The organism is Acinetobacter sp. CIP 64.2 (genome assembly GCF_000369645.1).
Lineage (GTDB): Bacteria > Pseudomonadota > Gammaproteobacteria > Pseudomonadales > Moraxellaceae > Acinetobacter.
This window is the reverse complement of the sequence record NZ_KB850122.1, coordinates 217,504-237,016: the sequence shown is the minus strand read 5'-3', so window position 1 is coordinate 237,016 and position 19,513 is coordinate 217,504. Positions and strand designations below refer to the sequence as shown.

At 39.0% G+C, this 19,513-nt stretch carries 18 protein-coding genes and 1 pseudogene; 6 read left to right on the top strand and 13 right to left on the bottom strand.

What is annotated here, in order from left to right:
* Positions 1-58: 58 nt before the first annotated feature.
* A complete protein-coding gene (locus F895_RS09945; RefSeq protein ID WP_005241182.1) occupies positions 59-1,765 on the bottom strand; it encodes a ShlB/FhaC/HecB family hemolysin secretion/activation protein in 1,707 nt (568 codons plus the stop codon).
* Positions 1,766-2,136: 371 nt separating this feature from the next.
* Between F895_RS09945 and F895_RS09950 the strand changes: the two genes are divergently transcribed.
* Positions 2,137-3,807: an FMN-binding glutamate synthase family protein gene (locus tag F895_RS09950; RefSeq protein ID WP_005241179.1), complete on the top strand. Its 1,671-nt coding sequence runs from the start codon at positions 2,137-2,139 to the stop codon at positions 3,805-3,807.
* Positions 3,808-3,860: 53 nt separating this feature from the next.
* Here F895_RS09950 and F895_RS09955 read toward each other — a convergent pair whose 3' ends face one another.
* The 7 genes from F895_RS09955 to F895_RS09980 form a co-directional block, all read right to left on the bottom strand.
* Complete coding sequence (locus F895_RS09955) at positions 3,861-4,514, bottom strand: hypothetical protein (protein WP_005241178.1); 654 nt, start codon at positions 4,512-4,514, stop codon at positions 3,861-3,863.
* Positions 4,515-5,243, bottom strand: a complete 729-nt coding sequence (locus F895_RS09960) for a hypothetical protein (RefSeq protein WP_005241177.1) — start codon at positions 5,241-5,243, stop codon at positions 4,515-4,517.
* A gap of 60 nt (positions 5,244-5,303) precedes the next feature.
* Entirely contained in the window at positions 5,304-5,822 is a 519-nt protein-coding gene (locus F895_RS0118920) for a DUF4124 domain-containing protein (RefSeq protein WP_026040186.1), read from the bottom strand.
* 83 nt (positions 5,823-5,905) lie between these two features.
* Positions 5,906-6,934 (bottom strand): alpha/beta hydrolase, encoded by a 1,029-nt coding sequence (locus F895_RS09965; protein ID WP_005241175.1) that lies wholly within the window; start codon positions 6,932-6,934, stop codon positions 5,906-5,908.
* Positions 6,934-8,070, bottom strand: coding sequence for a YdcF family protein (locus F895_RS09970; protein WP_005241174.1), 1,137 nt, complete (start codon positions 8,068-8,070; stop codon positions 6,934-6,936). Before F895_RS09970 ends, F895_RS09965 begins: the two co-directional genes overlap by 1 nt.
* Before the next feature lie 8 nt (positions 8,071-8,078).
* The gene (murB, locus tag F895_RS09975) at positions 8,079-9,116 is read right to left on the bottom strand and encodes a UDP-N-acetylmuramate dehydrogenase (RefSeq protein ID WP_005241173.1); all 1,038 of its coding nucleotides are present in this window, start codon (positions 9,114-9,116) and stop codon (positions 8,079-8,081) included.
* A gap of 6 nt (positions 9,117-9,122) precedes the next feature.
* The gene (locus F895_RS09980; RefSeq protein WP_005241171.1) at positions 9,123-9,638 is read right to left on the bottom strand and encodes a low molecular weight protein-tyrosine-phosphatase; all 516 of its coding nucleotides are present in this window, start codon (positions 9,636-9,638) and stop codon (positions 9,123-9,125) included.
* Between the two features lie 332 nt (positions 9,639-9,970).
* Between F895_RS09980 and F895_RS0118915 the strand changes: the two genes are divergently transcribed.
* The gene (locus tag F895_RS0118915) at positions 9,971-10,231 is read left to right on the top strand and encodes a hypothetical protein (RefSeq protein WP_026040187.1); all 261 of its coding nucleotides are present in this window, start codon (positions 9,971-9,973) and stop codon (positions 10,229-10,231) included.
* 68 nt (positions 10,232-10,299) lie between these two features.
* Here F895_RS0118915 and F895_RS09985 read toward each other — a convergent pair whose 3' ends face one another.
* Both F895_RS09985 and F895_RS09990 read right to left on the bottom strand, forming a co-directional pair.
* A complete protein-coding gene (locus F895_RS09985) occupies positions 10,300-10,767 on the bottom strand; it encodes a BLUF domain-containing protein (RefSeq protein ID WP_005241169.1) in 468 nt (155 codons plus the stop codon).
* Between the two features lie 41 nt (positions 10,768-10,808).
* Positions 10,809-11,255 carry a BLUF domain-containing protein gene (locus F895_RS09990; protein ID WP_005241167.1) on the bottom strand — a complete coding sequence of 149 codons (447 nt, stop codon included), beginning with the start codon at positions 11,253-11,255 and terminating at the stop codon, positions 10,809-10,811.
* A 541-nt stretch (positions 11,256-11,796) separates the two neighbouring features.
* On the opposite strand from F895_RS09990, the gene F895_RS20265 reads away from it, so the two are divergent.
* The gene (locus F895_RS20265; protein ID WP_005241165.1) at positions 11,797-12,132 is read left to right on the top strand and encodes a hypothetical protein; all 336 of its coding nucleotides are present in this window, start codon (positions 11,797-11,799) and stop codon (positions 12,130-12,132) included.
* 126 nt (positions 12,133-12,258) lie between these two features.
* Here F895_RS20265 and F895_RS10000 read toward each other — a convergent pair whose 3' ends face one another.
* Positions 12,259-13,119, bottom strand: coding sequence for a hypothetical protein (locus F895_RS10000; protein WP_005241163.1), 861 nt, complete (start codon positions 13,117-13,119; stop codon positions 12,259-12,261).
* 449 nt (positions 13,120-13,568) lie between these two features.
* Here F895_RS10000 and F895_RS10005 point away from each other — a divergent pair, with 449 nt between their 5' ends.
* The 3 genes from F895_RS10005 (at position 13,569) to F895_RS10015 (ending at position 16,092) form a co-directional block, all read left to right on the top strand.
* Positions 13,569-14,153: a TetR/AcrR family transcriptional regulator gene (locus F895_RS10005; protein WP_005241161.1), complete on the top strand. Its 585-nt coding sequence runs from the start codon at positions 13,569-13,571 to the stop codon at positions 14,151-14,153.
* A gap of 350 nt (positions 14,154-14,503) precedes the next feature.
* Complete coding sequence (locus tag F895_RS10010) at positions 14,504-15,664, top strand: iron-containing alcohol dehydrogenase (protein WP_005241159.1); 1,161 nt, start codon at positions 14,504-14,506, stop codon at positions 15,662-15,664.
* Positions 15,661-16,092 (top strand): acyl-CoA thioesterase, encoded by a 432-nt coding sequence (locus F895_RS10015; protein WP_005241157.1) that lies wholly within the window; start codon positions 15,661-15,663, stop codon positions 16,090-16,092. The genes F895_RS10010 and F895_RS10015 overlap by 4 nt, the downstream gene beginning before the upstream one ends.
* 50 nt (positions 16,093-16,142) lie before the next feature.
* Here the strand turns inward: F895_RS10015 and F895_RS10020 are convergent, their stop codons facing one another.
* Together F895_RS10020 and F895_RS10025 are read right to left on the bottom strand one after the other, a co-directional pair.
* Positions 16,143-18,371, bottom strand: coding sequence for a phosphocholine-specific phospholipase C (locus F895_RS10020; protein WP_005241155.1), 2,229 nt, complete (start codon positions 18,369-18,371; stop codon positions 16,143-16,145).
* Positions 18,372-18,693: 322 nt separating this feature from the next.
* Positions 18,694-19,513, bottom strand: a pseudogene (locus F895_RS10025) (DNA polymerase III subunit gamma/tau); the annotation flags it as partial.

Here is a 19,513-nt window from a genome sequence, read left to right as displayed (position 1 = left end):
CTAAAATACCCAATCTTTATTTATTTAATTAATTCAAAAAAACAACCAAAAGTGCGGACTAGTACATCCAGTTCACACTAAAACCCGTAGTGAAATCATCGGTTTTAAAATATTCTGGCTTTTTCAACGGCGCACCGACAAATGCGTCATAGCTGACCGACTTAAATACCTGTCCACGTAAGCCCACAACCGCACCCAGCAAACTGGTGCCAACCAATGGATTTGGATAGTGTGCAGTGGTTCCGCCCACCTGACCATAATCAATGCCGCTGTACCATTGCATCGGAAGTCTCGCAATCGAGCCACTCAGTTCATTGCGAACCAAGAAACCATTATCGGCCATCAAGGTCTGCTCACCATCGTAACCACGCACGGTATAACGGTTACCAATCGAGAAGCGGTCTTGAGGAGTCAATGCTTTTTTACTGTTTTGCATCCGCCATTCGGCCAGATACTGTAAGTTCTGTTGTCCCACTCGAAATGGCACTTGTAAACTGGCATTGGCCTGTAAAATACCAACATGCGTATACGCTTCACCAAACGCTTCTTCTGGGGCACGCATGGCATTAAATGCACCTGTACCGCGTTTATAAGTCAGATTGCCTGACAGTGTGGCATTGGAGAGATATTCACTATGCTCTAAACTGGCTTTCCAGCCTGCCGTTTTTCGACGCTGTACTTCGACTTCAACATCATTGATAAAGTTCTGTGATTCACGATACCAGCCCCCCACACTGGCAGAGGTCTTGCGCTTGGCATCACGATACAATACCCGCGATAAATCAATTCCAATCAGCTTGCTTTTACCACTATAGTTATAGCTCTCACTCGCACCTGCAACTGTTTGGTTATAATTGGATTGACTATAACTGCTACTGAGTAGCCAATATTGATAAGGAATGCTATAACTGAGATAGAAACCATCAGTTCCCCGTTTACCAGAATCACCGCCCCCCAAGTCATGATTATAGCTGCCATAGAACAGGTCATTGGCAGTCAACAGGTTATCTAGAGATAAGGTTGCAGTCCCTTGGTATTTACCAGTTGAATCTGATCCTGCATCATCAATGCCTAGATGCAGACGATAAGGTTTGGATTGCTGCCAAGCCAACTCCAGATCACTATAACCTGGCTCAGCTCGTTGCTCGGAAGGCTTAATCTTGAAATCGGCCTCGACGGTAGGCACACGCTTAAAATTTTCCAAGCCTTGCTCAATATCACGAACATTGAGAATGTCGCCTGATTTGACAGGTAAGGCATTGAACTTATGCGCGCGTTTTGAAGTACCTTCGATAAACTGAACTTGGTCGACCTTACCCGCAATCACTTTAAGCTGGATCGTACCCGAGGCAATATTCTGCTGCGGCAATAGCATACGTGTCGTGACATAACCGTGACTAATCAAGCTGTTTTGAATCAGATCGAGTGCCTGATTGAGCCCTTGTACCCCAATACAGCGTCCAATCAGATTATATTGGCCTTGGGTAACCGGACGCATGGCAAAAGTGAATTGACGTGCATCCTCACCCATTAACACAAATTTTTTAATTTCAAAACAGACATCTTCACTATGCGATTTCAAATATTGTAGTTGAGGTGCTGTCTGTAATTGTGTTTCCAAGCCTGTTTGAACCGATGGCTCAGGTTGTAATTGCTTTTGTAAAGCCTCATCACGTTGTTGCTGACGCTGGATTGCATCTGCCGCCAGAACATTACGTGGTGGCGGTTCAGCCGCATAAATAGAAGTACCAAGTAAACTTAACATAATGAATATTTGGTTTTTTTTGATTTTTTTTAGGTTCATATCAAACAAATAGTAAGAAATTTCAGGTGAATTATTACCAATTGATTACGCTCTGTAAATAAAAAAATTAATTTTTCTCATTTTTTTTAATTTAAGTGATGAGATTAACAATAAATATACATCATTATAAAAAGCCAACAATTTATCAAGTTTTAAAAAAGCACATAGCTACTTTATGAGATCATTTTAAAAATAGGTTCATAAGCGGATTAACATGATCGTTGAACTAATTTATAAGAGAATAATTCTCAAGTCTAACAATTCGTTACTTGTGGTTAAGGCTGCTTCTTGGCATCGTTTGTCAGTTGCTTCATTATAGGAATCTCCTGCCTATGGCCAGCCCAGCGCAAGCTATAAGACATAAACTACTTAATACTTTTTTTTCCAGACATTCCGTTTGGTTTCTTTGTATTTTTACTGCTTTAACTATTACTTGGTTTAAATTTACTTATACCCCACATACAATTTACTATTTTATTTCGGATACGCTTTTAAACGGTCTCTGGCTGGTAACAGGGCTACTCAGTATCGTCGGTTTACATGATCTATTACAAAAGAAGCATGCGATCTTAAGAAACTATCCAATTCTTGGACATTTCCGCTTTCTATTTGAGGATGTTCGCCCCGAAATTCGCCAATACTTTATTGAATCAGATCAGGATGCCCTGCCTTTTTCACGGATGCAACGTAGTCTGGTGTATCAGCGCGCTAAGAATGAAAATGCAGATAAACCTTTTGGTTCAATCATTGATGTCTATGACCCGAATTATCGCTTTATTGTACATTCCATTGCGCCTTGTCCACCTGCAAATCCAGAATCATTCCGTGTCACGGTGGGGAATGCACAATGTAGCCAGCCCTATAGTGCATCGATTATGAATATTTCGGCGATGAGCTTTGGTAGTTTGAGTGCAAATGCCATTCGTGCCCTGAATAAAGGTGCACATTTAGGTAACTTTTATCACGATACAGGTGAAGGCAGCCTAAGTCCCTACCATCTAGAGCATGGTGGAGATATTGTCTGGCAAATTGCCAGCGGTTATTTTGGCTGTCGTACCCCTGAAGGTTTATTTGACCCAGATAAGTTTGCACAGCAAGCCAAGAACCCGAATATTAAAATGATCGAGGTGAAACTCTCACAAGGAGCAAAACCAGGACACGGCGGTATTTTACCAAAACATAAAATTACTGAAGAAATTGCACGTATCCGTGGTATTTCCAGAGATCATGACTGTGTTTCGCCATCCAAACATCCAAGTTTCAACACTCCAATTGAAATGATGCATTTCATCCAGAAACTTCGAGAATTATCAGGTGGTAAACCTGTCGGTTTTAAGCTGTGTATTGGTCAACCTTGGCAATTCATGAGCATTGTCAAGGCCATGTTAGAAACCAAAATTGTGCCTGACTTTGTGGTTGTTGATGGTTCGGAAGGTGGTACGGGCGCAGCACCAATCGAGTTTAGTGACTATATTGGTACACCACTCAGAGAGGGCTTACGTTTTGTCCACAATACTTTAGTGGGTGCCGGACTACGCGACCAAGTCAAAATCGGTGCCAGTGGTAAAATGATCAGTGCATTCGATATTGCCAGTACCTTTGCCTTAGGGGCAGACTGGGTCAATTCTGCGCGTGGTTTTATGTTTGCAGTCGGATGTATTCAGGCGCAAAGCTGTCACACTAACCAATGCCCTGTTGGTGTTGCCACTCAGGATAAAGATCGCCAGAAAGCCATCGACGTACCAAGTAAGGCTGAACGAGTGTTTAACTTCCATAAAAACACCCTGCATGCTCTATCAGAAATGATTGCTGCGGCAGGGCTAAATCACCCATCAGACATCAAAGCACACCATTTGGCACAACGCATGAATGACCGTGAAATTAAAAACTATGCACAGATTCATTTCTTCTTGAAAGAAAATGAATTGCTACATAGTGATTTAAATGATGACGACAATTTCTACTATCGTATGTGGAAAATGGCAGACGCAAATCAATTCTAAAGTCCAAAAAAAGCCACCATATGGTGGCTTTTTTTGATTTAATACTGAATACACTATCGACTAATCAAACGATAAATGCCGAAGATAGCCACCATTAAAATGACTAAAAATTTGAGATAAGACGCCCAACTATATTCCGAGCCTTTTCCTTGCCAAACCTGAACTTCAACAGACTGAAATTGAATATTTGAAGCTTCCATCAATTCTGCGTAAATATCATAATTCATACCATTACTTTGCTCACTCACCGAAAATGGATCCGAGCTAATGACCAATAGTAAAGGCTCGTTTAAATCATAAGAATGCTTATCATCACTTTGAAAAACCTCAGGATGGTAACCATTAGAAGCTTCACTTTGCACGCCCCCAATCCATTTTACCGCAACCTTACCTTCTTGTTGGGCAGTGCCTTTAATGACTATAACAAAACGATATGGATTTTTACTGTGCTCTGCTTGAAAACTTATCCCCACATGAGGTCTTTTAAAAGTGTCCTTTGGTTTTTCAATAACAGCTTGATTTAAGGCACCAATTTCACTCGGCGTTAAAAGAATGGAGTTAACCAAACTTTCTCCATATTCTCCATTCTTAGGCGCATGAGCAACTTTTCCACATGCGAATAACCCTAAAGTCATGATTAGCAAAAATATCAATCGAAGGCATTGATCTTTAAAATTTAGGTGAGCATGCACAAAGATTCTTTTCATTTAAAAAACACTCACCGAAATATGTCTGTTTAACATCCAGCGAATCACTGGGGCTTGTTCTTCCTGAGGTAAAGACAAAATATATTCAAAAGTTCGTATCACCACTTCACACTGTTTATTTTTGTCTGTTGCAGTTTCTCCAGCATTGAGTAAATTGGCATCCTGACCATAATCTTGTCGTAATTTATCTGCAATTCCTATCCATGTTGACGGTGCCTGCATGTGATCAACAGGAGATCGCTTCCCTTTATGCGTCAAAATATAAGTTAATGCTGCCGCTGTTTGCTGCTGTGTCGTTATACTCAACAATGCTTTTCGCTCTTCAATACTGGTCTTGCTGTACAAAGGAAATGCGATTGGAAAACAGTTTCCTTTGCGTTTAGCATCATACAGTTGTTGCAAATAGGCCTTTGTCCACAATCGTTGTCCTTCATCATCCGCTTGTTTTTCCACAATATCTCGCAACTTCCACCATAATGTACTACTCACAGCAGCCAGCATTTCATTCGACTGTACCGACGCATTTGCTGTTTGCTGAATAGTCTCGTATTCTTTAGGTAGATGCTGTTTCAAAGGCTGAAGTAAAATAATCTGATCCAAGTTCTGTTGGCGCTGTCCAATAGGATTCTGATTGTTTGACTGATCTGATACTGGATCGTGATGAGAACAACGATTTAGCAGAAAGAAAATTATGAAGATAGCCCCAATTACAATAAATGCTGATTTCATGGATATTTACCAATTCATTGTTAATTTTTTACACACCAATCCTTTGAATACAGGATCGCTCTATCTTTTGAATGGACAAGTCGGACTCTTCTGAGTCAATAATGTATTAGTGGTTGCATTACAACTGACATATACACTCCCATCATCCGTGCACACTCTTGCCGCATAAAACTGGCTGTTATTTTCGACCAATTGAGATCGGTGGTCAGAATAACGAGCAAATCGCTGTAAAGCCATAATCCGTTGTTTGCATTCAGCAAATTCAACAATTACTCGTTGGAATTGTGATTGTCTCGTTTCTGTTCTGGTTTTGTTATTTGCTAAATCCTGAGTATATGCATTTTTCTCATAACTCATGGCTTGTTGGCGCTGTTGTTGCATCGATCGACAATCTCCCGAGAAACCATCGGCAGCTGATCCTGTACATGCTGTTCTTTGCGCTGTTTTAGTTGTACATGGCTTACTTTGGTATGTTGTTCCCTGATTTGTTACGCACTTATATAGCTCTTGTGCGAAGACAGCAGAAGAAAAACATAACAATATAAAGACACACAGCCCCCTTAATGTACCTTTTCCCATTATTTCCCCAAATATCTAAAATTTATTGATATTTTTATGATGTAAAAAATTCTATCATTTAAATAATAGTGAAAAAAGCAAAATTAATAATAATGATGATTTGGTTTGGCATGTAAAAAAGCAGGAATCAATCCGGTAAGTGCAGCACGAATATCTGCACGCTCATTAATCAATTGATGTGACCCTTCTTCTAACATCAATAAGGTCTGCAACCTAAACTTACGACGGATATATTCGATGTTATAGCGCCAATCTACAGTTTGATCCAACGCACCTTGTGCCAACCAGACTGGAATACGACATGCTGGTCGTTGCTCCATTTCCAACATCCATTTTGACATCGCCAGAATCCAGTCCATCCCCATCATGCGAGGCTGTAGAGGATCTTTTAGGCGGACAAAACGTAAAAATTCGGGGTTATGATTATTACGGCGGAAATGTCGTGGTACTTGGCTTTTGATTCGACGAATAATACCGAGCCCAACAGAGTTATGCCACCATGCTGTTTTTGCTGGCCGAATCAATGGCGATAATAACAACACTCGATCAACAATGGGGTCTTCGCGGCGTTCCGCATACTCAAGTAAATGATGCATCCAAATCGCCCCCCCTGTACTTTGCCCAATCCCCAACCAGGGCTTCGGTAATTGTTTCGCACCACGTACACCATCATAAACAGCATGTAAAACCTGCTGATAATGATCAAAGTTTTGGATACTGGCTGGTGAACCATTACTAAGACCATGACCAGGAAGATCATAAGTAACTACACTAAAACCTTGATCAAGAATTTCTTTAATAATCGGTTGATAAATGCCGCTATGTTCCAGATAACCATGAAGTAAACACACCGTGCCCTGTATGTTTTGTTGTTTTGGCTGAAATACCTGAACGTGTAGGCGAAACAAAGGCATTTCCACATAACCTTGCCAATGTTCACAATCCAGTAAATGCAAACCGTATAACTTACGATACGCCTGTAATGGTTTTGATATTTCAGTGACGCAGGATAAATCCAGAACCTCAAGTACCTGTGGAGTCGTCTCCCGATTCGGGACGGGTAAATCCAGTTGTTTAAGAATTGTCGGATTTAAAAATGGAATATCGGACATTATGGTATCTCTCGACAATCACTTGAGCCAAATAACATATCACGAATTGTTGCGAGCATTTCATAATTGGCCCGACGACTATGGTCATAGTTTTGTTCACTCGGGCGCCACTGGGTTAGCGTCGTAGGCATTGGTGCAATCACAGGCACCGTTTCAATGCCGTTTAAAGCAAATAAACGTCGTGTACGCGGCATGTGATATTCATCCGTAATCAGAATCACGGTAGGCGCACCACCTTTCTTTTGTAATAATAAAGAACTGAATCTCGAATTTTCACAAGTATTCATACTCCGATTTTCAAGCAGCTTTGCATCTACGCCACGTTCTTTTAACCAAGCTTGCATATAAGGCGCTTCAACCCCACTGAGCACAATCGGTAAAGCGTATTTTTTCTCTACTTGCAAGGTTTTTTCCAAGCGTAAACGGGTGTAGTTATTCACCACAATATCTTTACCATTCGCACCGAGCGTAAGTCCGCCGCCCAATACCACTATCGCATTCGGTTGCGACAGGCTTTGCTGCTCAACCATATTCTCTTTACTATTTTTTAGCTCAATCAAATCTTTATTGGTCTGATCTTTGTTGTCTTCATTGACAGGCAATGCAATCGGATAAGTCTCTAAGAATGCAATATATTTACCCACGAGTGCCTGATTATCGGGTGTATTCCACTGTAGAAAATCCAGTGGTGTATTAATCACAACCGCCGAACTTTCCTGATCTCGTACAGGTTGCTGATCGTTCATTAATGGAATATTGGTCTGTTTTTTCTGGTCCTGCGTTTCTTTGTCCTGTTCTTCTGCAATCAACGCTTGCAGCAATTTATAACGCGCTTGAATCAATCTTAAGTTTTCTGACTTTTCAGATTGAAGTGCTTTCTCCATCAGTTTCAGATAAGCCTGTCGAGCGATCCATAAATTGGAACCTGGTTCCAGAGTTTCATGCTCGCTTAGAGCAGCAGGTCGCTGGCTTTGTGCTGCAACTTCATTGACATCAACAGGAACAAAACGATTTAACCCTTTAACAACCAGTTGTGAGTAAAAAGGCGAGTATAAAAAAAGCACAAAACAGCCCAATAGCACGAATAATATGGTAATTACCCGTACCAAACTGACCATCCAATGCATTTTCGCCATAGATTTCTTTACCCAAGATGATGAGGCTGGATTAATCCTTGTTCACTATATAACACAGGTTCAGGTTCAAGTTGAATACTAAACTTTTGTTTTACATCACTTTGTACAGCTTGATAGGTCGCTTGTACATCAGCAAGTGTCGCCTCAGCATAATTAACCAAGACCAAAGCCTGTTTCTGAAACATCCCCACCGAACCAAGTTGCTTACCTTTCCAGCCAGCTTGATCGATTAACCAGCCTGCTGCCACTTTAACATTGCTATTGGTTTGCGGATAATGCGGAATGTTTGGAAATTGTTGAGTAATTTTGTCGAATTCTACTTGTGTCAAAATCGGGTTTTTAAAAAAACTACCGACATTCGGAAACTCTTTCGGATTCGGTAATTTACTTTGGCGAATATAAATTACCTGATTTTGTAAATTTTCCGCTGTAAGTTCATCACCGACTGCTTGTTTGAGATCACCATAATTCAGTTTAAGCTCTGCCTCTTTCAGCAGTTTGAAAGTCACACTGACAATGATGTAACGATTCGGGTGGTCTTTAAAAATACTATGGCGATACGCAAAATGACAATCTTGGGCTGTGATCGAAGTAAACTGCTTCAATTCACGATCATAGACTTGCACAGATTCAATGAACTCACCAGCTTCCACACCATAAGCACCAATATTCTGTACAGGTGAAGCACCAACCAAACCAGGAATCAATGCAAGATTTTGCAAGCCAAACCATTGTTGTTGTGTACTATATACAACAAAGTCATGCCAAACTTGCCCAGCCCCCACTTTGACAGTAATGCTATCTTCATCCTCAGTCTGAAGCTCTATTCCCTGAATATTCAAATGTAAGACCAAAGCTTGAATCTGCTGTGGCAATAACACATTACTCCCACCAGACAGCACTAAAACATTCAAATGTTGTTGCTCGGCGAAAGCTAAAGCTTCAATTATCTCTTCAGCATGATTGATTTGAATATAATGCGAAGCAATAGCATTCAAATTTAATGTATTTAAGTTCTTGAGCTGAACCTGCGCTTGTACCTGCATATTAAATTAAACCCTATTACCTGCTTTCATCTGTTTTTTAAAAATACCAACCCATGCTTGGCTGCTAGACTCACATTGGTCAAGCACACGGTCAAAACCATCCGCTCCTCCATAATAAGGATCTGGTACCGCTTGTTGACTAAAATGCGGATCATGTTGACTCATCAACGCCAGCTTAGCACGGATCTGATCAGCACCAAATTGACGTACTGCCTGTGACATGAGCGTTTGAATATCATTAAAATTCTCATGATCCATGGCAAGAATGAGATCAAACTCAATAAAATCAGCTAAAGTAATCTGTCTTGCGCGTAGCTGGGATAAATCATAACCACGTTTTAGCGCATGTTTTTGACTACGTTCATCTGGCGCTTTATTTGGATGATAATTACTAGTTCCTGCGGAATCGACGACCACATTGAGGTGAGATTCATCACAATAATGTCTGAGAATTGCCTCTGCTGTTGGAGAACGGCAAATATTTCCTAAACAGACACATAACACCTTATATGGCCTTGCCATTAAAAAATCACTCCGACGCCATGTTTTATAAGGAGTTTTAAAAATTGCATGCAAGATTCCTGCAAAATAAATACAAAATGAATGAATGCCATTATGCATGTGTTGACTATTCAGATATCTGGTATTTTGTCAAAAATTACAGGGATTTGAAAGGAATTAGTGTTTAACCTTATTGTATATTTTTCATAAATGTTTACTTTTTAGTAATTAACAGTCTGTATAAATTAACCGAACATAACTCGCTTAAAAAAAATTTTACATTCTGAAATGTGACTAGTTTTTTCTAATTGTATAAAATAAAGACTACTTTCTATTTTTTGACGGTATTGTATTTGAAAGTTAAAGCAGTCATTCTTCAGGATGAAGATTCAAAATTACATAAACTCAAAAGAGTTCAAGACTCAGTATATGACTCAGCCAAAAAGAGCAGAGTCTCAACTTGGTTGTGGATCTATGCCGAAACCGCAGAATTTTTTAGTTTTGATATCTGGGATGAACTAGACAACGCCTATCTAAATAAAGTTATTCACTATAAAAACAAGCTTTATAAAGTTATTGAAATTAACTCCACAGATAAAATTAGATACTCATAAATCTCTAAGCAAGCAGTGCAGCTTCTATCGTCAAGACATTGGTTTAGCGGTATCTAACTTAGCAAAATTTAAAAGTATGGGTGGATACCACGTTGGTTTAGCCCTACTTTTTTCCGCACATGGGTCTGAGTCTCATTCAATAATGCCTCTAGTAAACCTTCCAGATTCTGATCAGTCAGGGCTGAAGGTAAAAATTCTTCATAACCTAGCCGACTAAAATAGATATCAACCTTTGAGCTTTTTTGCACGTATTTCATAGACCAACTTTTAAAACTGTATTTCTGAATTTGTTTAACATCAAATTCAATAATAGAAGTGTGCCTAATATCCCGTTTGATATGGTCAAACAGAGGAAGAACAACAAAGTCCTCTCCCTCTAAACATTGAAAAAAAGAATTATTGGCGTAATACAGTACACCAAAAACATTATTTTTAGCGTTGAAGTCTCTAGCTATGGTTAAGATGTTACTTAGATCATCAATCAAGTCATCAGCTTGACCTTGACGTGAGCTTGCATAGCACAATTGAATTTTCATATTTTTCTCATATCTAGAATGCTATGGACGGTTTACATTTATTAATTTACATCAAAAACATATGGCTCTGTCGCATATTCTGAAGCTAGAAGCTCTATGAACGTAGGAATAGAGTCAGTTGTGAGTAAAAATGGATTAAAATCATCTCTATGATTTTCTAAGAAGAAATCACCTAGCCTTTTATTAATAGGTGCAAATTTCATGTTCCAGTGTTTAAAAAGTCCAACATCGCATTTTTCATAAAATAAGATCTCGCAATTCTTATGACGATTATCTTTTAAAATTTTTTGATAAAATAGCTCATCAATTTTACTTCTGCGGCCTTCTAAACACTGAACAAAGTAACCATGCCCATAATAAAGAACGCCAGTGATGTCGTTACGAGAATTGAAGTCTACTGCTCTATCAAGAATTTTCAATAAATCTTGTTTAAGGTCTGGATAGACATTAGAAGCCTTACTTGCATACAAAAGTCTCACGAACTCCATTTGGGTAACATCCAGCTATAAAATTAGATAATAGGAAAAGGTTAAAAATTCAACTCAAAGTACTGAGCTAATAAATTTAACCATTGATAAAAACCCAAAATACAGGTCTTTGTTTTTAATACTATTTTACTTTTTTATTTCGTAGCGTACACCTTATGCAACACTTCTGTTAAGAAATATTAATGTATTTTTCATAATTTATCTAAAATTAAAATTAAAATTAAATTATTGATATATATTCAAATAAATTTTTATCACCACAAAATAACTGGTTGTTTTATAACCATATGTGCGAAATTTCTCATAACCATGTAAGCGAAAGCTTATACCGATACTTTCTTAGATAACTATAATTTTTTAAATACACCAATATCTCGATAACCCATTATTTCATTGAGTTTAAAATATATAGCCATGATAATTTTAAACGACAATACCAACATAAAGGCTTACTTTAGAACATGGTGTATGACCGACTCCCCACCTTTGAGATGAGGCCCTTAAAGGTGGGGTTTTCATATGGCATGAATAGAGAAAAACTATGAATCTGATTAAGAATTTATTTATGTTTAGTATTTCAGTAGTCGTTATTTCATTGGTTATAATCTTATTTGATAAATTTGGAATGAATAAAAACTTTAACTTATTCTTTTCCGCCTTCTTATATTCAACCTTTATTACCATGTACTTCAAAAAATTACTGGTTAGTCTACTATGCTTTTTTGCATTTTACTCGATGCTATTCCTACTAAGTAATTCTCTGGAAGTATTTCTAATGTTTTTAACTTCAATATCAACACTCATTTTAATCAAAACACTCACACCAAAATTAAAGAATGATCTCAGGATCTCTACTTATAAAACAGACACTTTTTAACGACTAGCCCCCTACAGCAAGATTTATTCTTATTTCACATAAAACATAATAATTAGAAAAATCAATAAGGGCATCAAAATAAACGACCAACTTTTCAAGTTGGTCGTTTATAGATTATTTTAAATATTAAGCTAACTTTTGATATGGCTCATACTGTAAATCAGCTATTTGTTTATCCCAGAATTGTTGCCATAAATCACAATACTCGAAACAAATTTTGGTAATAAACTCATAATCATCTTCTGTACAAGCTTGAGCTAACACAAACCATAAATCATCTTCGTGATCATCATCAGCTGCTTCAGCAGTAGCATCGTGTGAAACACCATGCACATAGTAATAACCACTATCAACATCGATACCAATTGAATGAGTAGCTTGACGTAACGCTGGACTAAATAAAATCACTTCTTCTTCAGCAACAGCTAAAAGTGCCGAAACAGCTTTATAATCCTCAAAAGAGCTTTCTAAATAAGCTCGTACTTTATCTGCTATATTTGAAGCTCGGTATGCATTACGCTCAACCTCACCAATTCCAAAATCATTGAGTACATCTTCAAATAAAGGGTAATGAGCATATTCTGGATTTCCAGTGTAATATCCCTCTTGGTCTAAGCCTGGACGAAAACCAAATTCATCTAAAATATTTAAACTCAATAAAAACCGAGGAAACATCTTCGCCCCCGATTCTAAACGTGGTTCTAGTTGTCTAGTTTGAAACTGTGCCATAAGTAAAGCATCGGTAAAAACTTGTACAATCGCTTGTCGATATTCTAAATGAATTTTTAGTAATGATACTTTATCAATGACACCATCATTCAGCATTTGAATAGCGGGATGTCTAGATACAGGATGATTTGATATATCCAACCTCAAACTATTGAGAAATTTAATATTTTTTTGCCAAACTTCAGTAGAAACGCTGTTTTTCATTCCATTCAAAGCATTTTTTCTTGGATCATTAAAGTTTTCAAATTTTTTAACCATGGTCTATTCCTTTTCTGTTGGTATTATTACTATCCTATTTGCCTTCAGTTTAGCCTTTTATTCACTTATACATGCTATTTACTGATGTTACCCGAAAGCGTTTTTTATTGGACACATAGGAATATAAATTTATTTTTAATTAAAATCAATTTTAAAAAGTCTAAAAATTTAATTCCACTGAATAATAAGCAAATGTTTTACTATTTAGATGAAAAGTACAATATTGTTAATTTTTAATTAACAACCTATTAAAAAAGACTTGAATAAGACAAGCAAAATATTATAGATTATAAAAACAGAATATTTATAATATTTTTTGCTGCTTGCGACGGGAGATGATAATTTTAGCGTATAATTCAAAAATCGCCAAAAAGGAACTAACCAGATGGCTGCCATTGATGTCATAGCTTTGCTATTTAGGTTATAAATTTTTTAAAGGATAATAAAATATGTCAAAAAAAGAAGATATTCTTGAAACAGCATTAGATTTGTTCAATCGTTTCACATATAGTTCGATAGGGGTAGATCGGATTATTCTTGAATCTGGGGTAGCAAAGATGACCTTCTACAAATATTTTCCGTCAAAAGAAAAACTGATTGAAGCGTGTTTAGTGAGACGAAATGAAAGTATTCAAAGCGCTATTTTAACTGAACTTTCCTTATATAGAGAAAATGATTATTTAGGAAAAATAAAGGCAATCTATACTTGGTATCTAAACTGGTTTAAATCAGAAGATTTTCACGGATGCATGTTTCAAAAAGCAACAGTTGAAGTTCTTCAACAGTACCCCTCCATTATTAATCCGATTGAAAACTATCGAGTATGGCTACACGACTTATCTGAAGAACTCTTTTTGAAAATTAATGTTACTCAACCTCAAATTTTATCTTCTATGTTTATCAATATTTTAGATGGTATGACGGTTTACGCTAATATGAATGATAACTATGAAAAAATTGAACAGTCTTGGGAATACATAGAAAGACTTATAATGCTAGATCAAGCTGACTCAAAACTATCATTTGCTAGTTAAAAACAATAGTTTAATATTGATTGGCCATGCAGAATATTGAAATAAAATAGCGGCAAGTTTTATATTTGCTGTCAAACAAATATAACGTGACAACTCTGTGTTGAAGAGCGTTAGTTCATTTGTAATTAGTGTTTCGTTCACCGCATTGCTTGGCGCTATATGATTAAAATTAGTTAAATCTAGAAAATGATTGTTTCTAAAAGCTTAGTGTCTTTCGGCATTTGGGAAGGCACAATCACCTCAAAGCTACAGTTTTTAACCGCGTCTTATGCTAATTTATTGAGTAGTGAAACCTATAATCACTTTGGATAAAAATGTTGTGTTTATTATGAAAAAATAAGGATGTATGTATGAACCCGTTCCAATTTCAAACTGTTCCCAACATCATCGCGGGACTAGGTTCGATACAAGAACTTAAACAAGTGCTTACTCAGCAGAATTATCATAAAGCATTAATCGTGACCGATGCAGGCATGATTCAACATCAATTACATCTGCCGATTTTAGAAATTTTAAACCAAATCAGACTTAAACATATTGTTTATGCAGATATTCAAGCAGATCCACCTGAACATGTTGTGCTCGAAGCTGTTGATTTCGCGAAGCAAGAACAGGTCGACGTGATTATTGGCTTTGGCGGTGGCAGCTCCATGGATGTAGCCAAAATCATTGCTTTACTGGCTCATCCTGAACAGCAACAAAATCTTAGTGAAATTTATGGTGTCAATCAGGCCAAAGCACCTCGTTTAGCCCTGATATTAATTCCAACCACAGCAGGAACAGGCTCAGAAGTCACCCCTATTTCAATCGTGACCACTGGTGCTACGACAAAAATGGGCGTGGTCTCTCCGGTTCTATATGCAGATGTGGCCATTTTAGATGCTACCTTCACCCAAGGCTTACCAGCACATATTACTGCAGCAACGGGCATAGATGCTATGGTTCATGCGATAGAAGCCTATACGTCCAATCTCAAAAAGAATTTTTATGCAGATATGCTGGCTAAAAATGCTTTAAAACTACTCAACCATAATTTAGCCAAAGTCCTCAAAGATGGAGCTGATCTTGAAGCAAGACAGGATATGCTGGTGGGTTCAATGTTGGCAGGTCAGGCTTTTGCCAATGCACCCGTTGGTGCCGTGCATGCACTTGCATATCCATTAGGTGGACATTTTCACCTTTCGCATGGACATACCAATGCCTTGGTGCTGGTTGAGGTTTTAAAATTTAACGCACCAAAGGCTAAACAGCATTATGCCGAGCTCATGCAACTCTTAGATCCACGCAGTACAGGCTGTACCGATGGCTTATGTGACCTGTTCATTGATCATATGCAAAACCATCTGGATCACAGTGGTTTAACACTAAAATTAAAAGATTTGAACATTGCCGAGGCCAAACTACCACAGCTGGCCAAAGATGCGATGTTACAAACCAGACTCTTGCAAAACAATCCAAGAGAAATGACGGAACAGGATGCTTTACACATTTATCAGGCGATTTATGCATGACCAAACCCGTATTAAAAACACGAGAACAATTTAAATTCTTTCTGCCGATTCAAACCCGTTGGTCAGACAACGACCTCTATGGCCATGTAAATAACGTCACTTACTATAGTTATTTTGATACTGCTGCAAATGCACTGCTGATCCAGCAAACCGGTTTCGATATTCATCGCAGTGAAAGCATTGGTCTGGTTGTTGACTCAGCCTGTAGTTTCTTTCAAGAACTGTCTTTTCCCGAAATGATTGAAGTCGGCGTTGCAATTGGAAAAATTGGTAATTCATCACTACGGTATGAACTGGCAATTTTTAAACATGGCCAACAACAAGCAGCAGCACAAGGTCATTTTGTGCATGTGTTTGTAGATCGTGAAACTCGAAAAAGCATCCCCATTCCTGAGCGTATGCGGGAAGTTTTAACCCATTTTATGTAAAAGTATGGGGCAAAAAGAAAATGCATCATTCTTTTTGCCCGAACAATCGGTTAAATCATGGCAGGATCGCTAAATGAATCCTCACCGGTTTCAACTCGCCCTGCAAAACGGCGGTAGTAACTCACATCACTTTGACATGTCACTTCAAAGTCATACCAATATCCGACTTCTGCCAATGCCCAATGCTGTTTCGCTACTTGTCCCGCTTTTACGCTCACCTGCAAAGGCGCATCGGTGCGATAGGCACAGGGTTTTAGTGTAAAGAGTGCATCTTTGGTTCCATGATTCATCAACTCTGCATAAACATCCCCATTGGCGATGTCATAACACACCCGAATCTCGGGTTGAACACCACTATCGACAATACGCTGTAGATCACCTTTAAAATGGCGATGGTAACCATTTGGTCCGAGTACCCATAAATCATAACGCCCTAAATTATCTTTCAAGGCATCCCAAACATCCTCTAAAGTTTTGTTCGGTTCCACAATATAGCGTTGAGGAACACGGTTTAGATTCAATTTGTCGTATACATGGAATACTGCCGCCTGTGTACCGGTATTCGCAAAAATTAACTGTACCTTACCATCGGTCTGACATTTTGCACTGGTATGTAATTCATAAGGTAAGGCACGCGAAAAACGTATCCCGCTTTGCTGAATCGGCGTTTTAATCTCACTTGGCACAGGTACAGCCGGCAAAGCCTCCTGACGTGTTCTTAAATTATCCGCATCTAAACGTGTTTGTTGCCCGTTTAATGAGGGTACGCCATCCGCATTTGGATTTTTGAAATTAAAAGCACTGGTGAGATCACCACAGACAGCACGGCGGTATGGACTAATATTGGGTTCTTTTACTCCAAAACGCTGCTCCAGGAACATCAACACCGAGGTATGGTCAAATACTTGTGAGTTCACCCAACCGCCACGGCTCCAAGGCGAAATCACATATAACGGAACACGTGGTCCGGGTCCGTATACACGACCATCTGGTAGCGGTTGCGAGCGACTCCCCTCTGGTGCAGGGTGATTAAAATATTCATCTTGCATATCAGCCGTACTGAGTGTCGACTTACCGGCATATTGACCATTTGCAAGCCGTGATGGCGCAGATGGTGACGGCACATGATCAAAATAGCCATCATTTTCATCAAAATTAATCAATAAAGCGGTTTTACTCCATACTTCTGGCACAGCCGTTAACGCATTCATAATTTCCTGAATAAACCATGCGCCTTGTACAGGACTTGATGGATCAGGATGTTCGCAATAAATGGATGGCGCATTAATCCAAGAAACTTGTGGTAATTTACCTTCTCGAATATCTCGTTTAAATGCATCCAGATATTCTTCAGGTTTATTCCCTGGCAAAGTATTGGCAATGCCTTTATATAATGGATTTTTTGCATTATCCGTTGCGCGATCATAGGCTTTATAGGGTAATTTCTGTCCTGTATCGGCATAGGGCTTATTGGGTTCACCACCACTCGATACAGGATAGCCTGATGCTATATTTGCCTTTCGGAAGGATCGGAATGCCCCCAGCATATTATCACCCCACTCATCGGGCATGTTTTGATAACACATCCAACTGATACCCGCTTCTTCCAAGCGTTCTGCATAGGTCTTCCAGCTATAACCACGATCTGCGGTAGCTGGATTGCCATCAATCCAGTCCCATTCATTATTAACAAATGACCTTTTGGTGGGTGTTGCGCCATTTGTCCCAGTCAAATGAAATGAACGGTTCGCATCGGTACCTGTATGCATTGAACAATGGTAAGCATCACAAAGGGTAAAGGCATTGGCAAGAGCAAACTGATATGGAAGTTCTTGCTCTTTAAAATATCCCATTGAAATATCAGTCTTATAGGTCGGCCAGCTGCCCATTCGGCCATTGTCCCATGCCAGTTGACTGTCATTCCAGGTATGCGGTGTGCCACTTGCACGTTGTGCATTATTGGTACTACCGTCTAAATGGAAGGGGGTTAAAACCTGCCCATTGCGTCTCAACTGCTCCCACACACGGCGGCCATTTGCCAAAGGAATGGTAAAACGATCGGCAAAACCACGAACACCTTTTAATGTTCCAAAGTAATGGTCAAAGGAGCGGTTTTCCTGCATTAAAATCACAACATGTTCAACATCTTGAATGCTACCAGTCAGATTGTTTGCAGGAATCGCGAGTGCTTTTTGGATGCTGGATGGGAAAGCTGTCAATGCCGCAGCACCGACACCCATATTGAGAGAATAGTTTAAAAATTTACGGCGTGTAATCATGATTAAAGTCTTCTTATTGTTGTTTTATGGAGCACAGCGCATAACAGGCTTTTTTCCTGTTTCTGATGTGGTTGAATGATCATTTGCCGAATCGTTGCAGCCACTCAGCAAAATGACACTCATTAACAAAAAATGCGAATATTTAAAGAAAACGACGCCTGCGCCCTGCCTGTTCATTGCGATGTCCAATCCATTCTGAAACCAAGATGACTAACATAGAAAAGTACAATGACAGGGACGTGACCCAAATCTTTCAATTTAATGAAAAGATCGGGGTCTTATTATTCTAATGATGACCTGCAGCAGCCACCAATCACCACATTTAAGGCTTTAATTGAACGTTTTGAAGTTCAGCATCAAAGCTATCCACCAAACTTTTAATGGTTGGCTCTTGATGAAGTAATTCAACTGCACGGCTAAACGCACGTTCTTTACGTTCATTTTGCATCACTAACGGCGTATTTGAATCAACGACAGCGTATTGCACACTAAACTGCGTTTGCGGCCATTGCGCTTTTAATGCATCCTCTAAACCATGCTGTAATTGCGACAACATACCTTCGTATTCCTGCGGAATCTGGAAGGTTGAAGCGCCATTAATTTGTCCCTGCATGATGCCATGCTGCGCCAACTCTTGAACCGCAGGCGATAACTGACTGGTTCTAAACCAAAACTCCCATTTTGCTAAATCCCAATCACCTTCTAAAACTTGCTCAGCTAACTTTAGAATATCCTGCGGCATAAGATGACTTTGCTCAGCCATGCCCTCCGCTGCAACTACTGCCTTTTCAAGTACAGGCTGAATGATCGGCTCTTCAGCCGTTTGAACAGAAAGCTCAGGCTCGACAACAGGACGAGCTTCAAGCTTCGGGCTTTCCACTACAACTTGTACCGCTGCATCTGGTTCAACAGGGAAAATTAAAACATCATCACTTTCTGTAAGCATTGATTGAGTTAAATGCTGCTCTGCAGATGCTTCCAATCCAATCAATTGCCCCGCTTCTGCATTGAATACCATCAGACTGCTATCCTGATTTTCTGTCGCAGGTTCAGGTTCAGGTTCAGGTTCAGGTTCAGGTTCAGGTTCAGGTTCAGGTTCAGGTTCAGGTTCAGGTTCAGGTTCAGGTTCAGGTTCAGGTTCA

What these genes read in the sequence shown, in the direction of transcription:
- F895_RS09985 (WP_005241169.1), bottom strand. Translation starts at nt 10,767, where the DNA reads ATGAAAATTCAATTGTGCTATGCAAGCTCACGTCAAGGTCAAGCTGAT.
- F895_RS09945 (WP_005241182.1), bottom strand. Translation starts at nt 1,765, where the DNA reads ATGTTAAGTTTACTTGGTACTTCTATTTATGCGGCTGAACCGCCACCA.
- F895_RS10020 (WP_005241155.1), bottom strand. Translation starts at nt 18,371, where the DNA reads ATGATTACACGCCGTAAATTTTTAAACTATTCTCTCAATATGGGTGTC.
- F895_RS10005 (WP_005241161.1), top strand. Translation starts at nt 13,569, where the DNA reads ATGTCAAAAAAAGAAGATATTCTTGAAACAGCATTAGATTTGTTCAAT.
- F895_RS09980 (WP_005241171.1), bottom strand. Translation starts at nt 9,638, where the DNA reads ATGGCAAGGCCATATAAGGTGTTATGTGTCTGTTTAGGAAATATTTGC.
- F895_RS09955 (WP_005241178.1), bottom strand. Translation starts at nt 4,514, where the DNA reads ATGAAAAGAATCTTTGTGCATGCTCACCTAAATTTTAAAGATCAATGC.
- F895_RS10010 (WP_005241159.1), top strand. Translation starts at nt 14,504, where the DNA reads ATGAACCCGTTCCAATTTCAAACTGTTCCCAACATCATCGCGGGACTA.
- F895_RS20265 (WP_005241165.1), top strand. Translation starts at nt 11,797, where the DNA reads ATGAATCTGATTAAGAATTTATTTATGTTTAGTATTTCAGTAGTCGTT.
- F895_RS09965 (WP_005241175.1), bottom strand. Translation starts at nt 6,934, where the DNA reads ATGTCCGATATTCCATTTTTAAATCCGACAATTCTTAAACAACTGGAT.
- F895_RS10000 (WP_005241163.1), bottom strand. Translation starts at nt 13,119, where the DNA reads ATGGTTAAAAAATTTGAAAACTTTAATGATCCAAGAAAAAATGCTTTG.
- F895_RS0118920 (WP_026040186.1), bottom strand. Translation starts at nt 5,822, where the DNA reads ATGGGAAAAGGTACATTAAGGGGGCTGTGTGTCTTTATATTGTTATGT.
- murB (WP_005241173.1), bottom strand. Translation starts at nt 9,116, where the DNA reads ATGCAGGTACAAGCGCAGGTTCAGCTCAAGAACTTAAATACATTAAAT.
- F895_RS09990 (WP_005241167.1), bottom strand. Translation starts at nt 11,255, where the DNA reads ATGGAGTTCGTGAGACTTTTGTATGCAAGTAAGGCTTCTAATGTCTAT.
- F895_RS09960 (WP_005241177.1), bottom strand. Translation starts at nt 5,243, where the DNA reads ATGAAATCAGCATTTATTGTAATTGGGGCTATCTTCATAATTTTCTTT.
- F895_RS09950 (WP_005241179.1), top strand. Translation starts at nt 2,137, where the DNA reads ATGGCCAGCCCAGCGCAAGCTATAAGACATAAACTACTTAATACTTTT.
- F895_RS09970 (WP_005241174.1), bottom strand. Translation starts at nt 8,070, where the DNA reads ATGGCGAAAATGCATTGGATGGTCAGTTTGGTACGGGTAATTACCATA.
- F895_RS10015 (WP_005241157.1), top strand. Translation starts at nt 15,661, where the DNA reads ATGACCAAACCCGTATTAAAAACACGAGAACAATTTAAATTCTTTCTG.